Origin of the sequence: Malonomonas rubra, from assembly GCF_003247215.1 — a bacterium.
GTDB lineage: Bacteria > Desulfobacterota > Desulfuromonadia > Desulfuromonadales > Geopsychrobacteraceae > Malonomonas > Malonomonas rubra_A.
The window spans coordinates 1-4,606 of sequence record NZ_QKAP01000004.1 but is presented as its reverse complement, the minus strand read 5'-3'; the positions used below and the strand labels follow the sequence as shown (position 1 = coordinate 4,606).

At 49.5% G+C, this 4,606-nt stretch carries 5 protein-coding genes and 1 riboswitch; of the genes, 2 read left to right on the top strand and 3 right to left on the bottom strand.

The features are described from left to right. Positions 1-178, bottom strand: a riboswitch (cobalamin riboswitch). This riboswitch is flagged as partial in the annotation. Positions 179-253: 75 nt separating this feature from the next. From Q7J88_RS00135 to yihA, 3 genes are all read right to left on the bottom strand, one after another. Continuing rightward, on the bottom strand, positions 254-1,594 hold the full coding sequence (locus Q7J88_RS00135; RefSeq protein ID WP_303720121.1) for an ArsB/NhaD family transporter: 1,341 nt from the start codon (positions 1,592-1,594) through the stop codon (positions 254-256). Positions 1,595-1,673: 79 nt separating this feature from the next. Then, positions 1,674-2,177, bottom strand: coding sequence for an HPP family protein (locus Q7J88_RS00130; RefSeq protein WP_303720120.1), 504 nt, complete (start codon positions 2,175-2,177; stop codon positions 1,674-1,676). A 181-nt stretch (positions 2,178-2,358) separates the two neighbouring features. Continuing rightward, positions 2,359-2,946, bottom strand: a complete 588-nt coding sequence (gene yihA, locus Q7J88_RS00125) for a ribosome biogenesis GTP-binding protein YihA/YsxC (protein ID WP_303720119.1) — start codon at positions 2,944-2,946, stop codon at positions 2,359-2,361. A gap of 237 nt (positions 2,947-3,183) precedes the next feature. On the opposite strand from yihA, the gene Q7J88_RS00120 reads away from it, so the two are divergent. Further along, positions 3,184-3,693 carry a ferritin gene (locus Q7J88_RS00120; protein ID WP_303720118.1) on the top strand — a complete coding sequence of 170 codons (510 nt, stop codon included), beginning with the start codon at positions 3,184-3,186 and terminating at the stop codon, positions 3,691-3,693. Positions 3,694-3,725: 32 nt separating this feature from the next. Next, on the top strand, positions 3,726-4,223 hold the full coding sequence (locus tag Q7J88_RS00115) for a ferritin family protein (protein WP_303720117.1): 498 nt from the start codon (positions 3,726-3,728) through the stop codon (positions 4,221-4,223). Positions 4,224-4,606 lie beyond the last annotated feature (383 nt).

The following is a 4,606-nucleotide window of genomic DNA, read 5'->3' as shown; positions in this document are numbered from 1 at the left end:
ATATTCGGGCAGGTCTCCTGGCTTGTGGTTCATCTTACTGGCCAGCCCTTCCCGGCTCGAAAGAGCCAGTGGTTTGCTGACGTTCATCACCACTTACAGTTGCGGGGCAGCGAGGGATTTTCACCCTCTTCCCTATTCTCCCACTTAATCGTTGGGCACCCGAATAGTTTACTCGATAAATGTACTGCGGTTGTAGCAGAGGCGCTGGAAAAAAGCAATCCTTCCAAGGACTGGAGGAGCGCACAGCGACCTGTCAATACCATTTGAAATAGTAGTATCTCAGGTAGAGGTAAGCCATCGACAGAAGCACCGTCATCACCATAACCGGGACCCCATACTTGAGAAACTGCACAAAGCTGATTTTATGTCCGGCTTTTTCGCTCAGCCCCACCACGATGACATTGGCCGATGCACCGATCGGCGACCCGTTGCCACCCAGACAGGCCCCCAGTGCGAGCGCCCACCAGACCGGGAGCATTGCCGGATGCTGAATCTGCTGCGCCGTCGCCATTCCCATCTCGACATGATAAACCTTATGCACCATATCGATCAGCAACGGGTTCATGGTCGCGACAAAGGGGATATTATCGACAACCGCTGAACAGATAGCCGAAAACCAGAGCATCACCATACTCAACAGACCCATGTCGTCCGGTTGCGGGTGGGTCGCACCGAGCATGGCGCGCGACATTTCTTCGACCAGACCGACCTTGACAATCCCGCCGATAATGATGAACAGGCCGATAAAAAAGAAAATGGTCGGCCACTCGACCTCGGCAAGAATGCTTTGCGGCTCTTCTCCCGAGATAAACAGCAGTGTTGTCGCCCCCATCAGTGCGACTGTCGCCGGCTCATAATGGAAAAACCCATGCAGCATGAACCCGAGAATAGTAAACCCCAGAACCACCAGCGACTTTTTTAGCAGTAGCAGATCCTTGATCTGCTCTCGCTCATCAAGGGACTTCACCCGGACTTTCAGCTCTTCACTTACCTGCAGCCGCTGCCCGAACACAATCTTCCAGGCCAACATCCAGAACAGAAAGATAAAAATGATTGCCGGAGTCAGGTGATTGATAAAATCGATGAAATTGAACCCCGCCTTCGACGCGATCATGATATTCGGCGGGTCACCGATCAGCGTCGCAGTCCCGCCGATGTTTGACGCCAAGGCTTCCGTGATCAGGTAGGGAATCGGGTTGATCTCCAGCTGTTCGGCGATCATCAGGGTCACCGGTGCGAGCAGCAGGACCGTGGTGACATTATCCAGAAATGCGGAGCCGACAGCGGTGATCACCGCGAAGAGGGTCATGATCCGGAAGGGTTCACCATTGGCGATTTTTGCACATTTTATCGCCACATACTGGAAGACACCGGTCTTGGTCATGATGTTGATGATGACCATCATCGAAATCAGCAAAAAGATGACGTTCCAGTCAACGCCGAGATCCAGATTATTGAACGCTTCTTCCTGCAGCAGAACCTTGGTCATCAGCATCAAGGCTGCGCCGAACAAAGCCACCTTGGTTTTGTGGACTTTTTCGGAAACAATCAATGCATAGGTAGCAACAAAAATGAATGTTGCAAGCCAAAACATGGAACTCTCCATTTAAAAAACTAACTTATGGTTTATAAGAGTCTTTGCGGTGAAGATGGTTCTCCGAGCGGACCTTGCCCTATTTCTTCGCACCCTCAGCAGCCAGATCGACCAGCTGCGTTCCTTCCAGATCCAACACTGAGCAATCACTGACCAGCTGCAACAGGACATCCCGGCGGGTAATTTCGCCGAGAATTTTTCCTTCCTTGTCGATAACCGGTAACGTGTTGATCCCCTTTTCAGTGATCAGCACGTCCGCTTCGAGAAGTTGGTGGTGCGAATAGACAAAGGAGAAGTTTCTCACCATGATCTCTTCTGCGGGCCTGTCTTTGAGCTTTTCGACCTGCTTTTGCAGAAAATCGCATTCATCCGTTACGGAACGTGCCAGGTCTGCACTGAGATAGGGGGGGATAATCACCTTCATCAGATCCATAGCCGAAACGATTCCAAGTAACCGGTAATCGTCATCGATCACATAAGCCTGACGTGGTACCGGTGCCGCCAGCTTGCACATCAGCGTTTTGAAATTGCAGTCTTTTTTGACAAGAATCAACTTGGTTCGCATGACGTCGGCTACTTTCATCTCACCACCCCTTTACGCGTTCTTTGCCAAAGACTCACCAGTTTTTATTTAACGTTAATCGAATAGATGGGAAAAACAACCCGGCAGCAATCCGATTTTTAACGCTCGCTGACAAAAGATCAGGATTGGTTAAGTAGCAGTTTCCGAAGGAAGAGTATTCCGAAAGAAAAATTTGCACCCGCTATACTTCAAGCGCGTCCTCGATCCGCTCCCAGATTTCTTCTTTCCCCTCCTTGGTCAAAGCGGAAAACAGGCTGAAAGCGTCCTTTGGCAAACCGGTCGCATCAGCAATCTCCTTGATCTGCCGATCTCGCTGGCTGCGCTTGAGCTTGTCGACCTTGGTGATGACCGGGATGGTCGGTACCTCGAACTCTTCCAGCCAGTCGAGCATCTGGATATCCTCTTCTCGAGGAACGCGGCGAATGTCGAGAATAAAAACCACCGCCTTGAGACAAACTCGCTCTTCCAGGTAAGTACGCATCATCGGCCCCCAGGCTTTCTTCACCGCCAGCGGCACCTTGGCGAACCCGTAACCAGGCAGGTCGACCAGCGAAAAACTGCTATCATTGATGTCGAAAAAATTAAGCAACTGGGTCCGACCCGGCGTCGAGGAAGTTCGCACCAAACTCTTGCGATTGACCAGCACGTTGATCAGCGAACTCTTGCCGACATTGCTACGCCCGGCAAATGCGACCTCGGGCAGTTCAGGAGGAGGATAATTGCTCGGTTTGGTCGCACTCTTAATAAATTCAGCGGATGAAATCTTCATCGGTTAATCCATTTCTGAAGAAAAAATATTTGTGCAGAATAGTCGAGCCCAACATCATTGGCAACGAGTGATTTTTCTTCACAGACGAAATTTACAATTTTCCATTCTACGTTAAGCTTGATTCAGGCTCAGAGGAATTAATTTAATAAATTCTTTGCACTTTGCGAATAGATGATTATAATGGTCATCTATTGGTTTGAGATTTGTATTGCTACATCCCACAAATGGAGGTTCAAAATGCTATCCGAAAAACTGCTTACCGCTATCAACGATCAAATCAATTTTGAAATTCACTCCGCCCTTATCTACAAGGCGATGCAGGCATATTTCGAAGCGGAAGATCTCCCCGGCATGGCTAACTGGATGGATGTTCAGTTCCAAGAAGAGATGGGACACGCCGAAAAGATGTTCCACTTTGTCTGTGACGCCGGTTCCCGCGTAAAGATGTTAGCCATGGATGAGCCATGTAACGACTACAGTTCACCTCTGGATGCTTTTCAAAAAGCCCTCGAACATGAGCAGATCGTTACTGGTAGGATCAATAACCTGATGAACATTGCCCAGGAAGAGAAAAATCACGCAGCCCAGATATTCCTGCAGTGGTTCGTGACCGAGCAGATTGAGGAAGAAGCCAGTGTTGGTTACATCATCGCCCAACTCAAGCGTGTCGAGGGAGACGGACGCGGCCTGATTATGGTCGACCAGGAGTTGGCGAAACGTGTATTTACCCCGATTGCAGCTGAATAATTTCCATCTCACCCATAAAGGAGGAACAAGCCATGCTTAGCGAAATTGATGTTAAAAATGCCCTGCTTCGTTCGGTTCATACCGAAAAAAATGCCATGAACTTCTATCAAATTGCTGCCAAGCAGATGAAAAACCCTGATGCGATCAAAACCTTTGAATTGCTGGCCAAAGAGGAGCGCGAACACGCCAAGCACTTCTTTGATAAATATGATGGCGACGACCTGCCGCCGTTTGAAGAGTTTATCGCTGCCGATCCTGATCAGAGTGACGACTGGCTCTCCGATCTGGACAAAGCCCTGTTGTCCAACTTCACCGACCAGAAGGCGATGGAACTGGCGATGGAAAAAGAAAAGCGTCTTGAAGAAAGCCTGCGAGATATGGCCGCCAAGATTGAAGATCCTGATGTCCGTGCAGTTTTCGAAGAGAACGCCAAGTCGACCAACCAACACTGGCAGCTGATCGAGTCTGAATATGCCCGCATTATGGGCATGGTTCACGAAACGGATATCGACACTTACGTGCGCGAATAGCCGTTACCTATTCAGTTAACACTGTCCCGTCCTGAAATAAGTCTCCTGGGTGTGAACTTATTTCAGGACGGGACAACATAAAAGAGAAAGGGCCGCTCGATCGAGCGGCCCTTTCTCTTTTTGATCAGCAAGGATGTACGTTGCTACTCCCTACTACTTTCGGCTTCATGTACTTTTTCATCATTTCCTCCTTTGGCATAGGTTTTCTTTACTGGGCTACGTTCAGTCTGTGCCAGCCCGTACTAGTGCTTTCATTCCGGTGACAGTTGTTCTGAGCTCGCGATGCATATGCGTTCGAGGTAGTCGGACCGACAACGACACTGTTATCAGCTGTCCGAGCAAAGTTGGAGACCTGGAAGTCGAGACAGTTGGTCGCCAACAGG

What these genes read in the sequence shown, in the direction of transcription:
- Q7J88_RS00135 (WP_303720121.1), bottom strand. Translation starts at nt 1,594, where the DNA reads ATGTTTTGGCTTGCAACATTCATTTTTGTTGCTACCTATGCATTGATT.
- Q7J88_RS00130 (WP_303720120.1), bottom strand. Translation starts at nt 2,177, where the DNA reads ATGAAAGTAGCCGACGTCATGCGAACCAAGTTGATTCTTGTCAAAAAA.
- yihA (WP_303720119.1), bottom strand. Translation starts at nt 2,946, where the DNA reads ATGAAGATTTCATCCGCTGAATTTATTAAGAGTGCGACCAAACCGAGC.
- Q7J88_RS00120 (WP_303720118.1), top strand. Translation starts at nt 3,184, where the DNA reads ATGCTATCCGAAAAACTGCTTACCGCTATCAACGATCAAATCAATTTT.
- Q7J88_RS00115 (WP_303720117.1), top strand. Translation starts at nt 3,726, where the DNA reads ATGCTTAGCGAAATTGATGTTAAAAATGCCCTGCTTCGTTCGGTTCAT.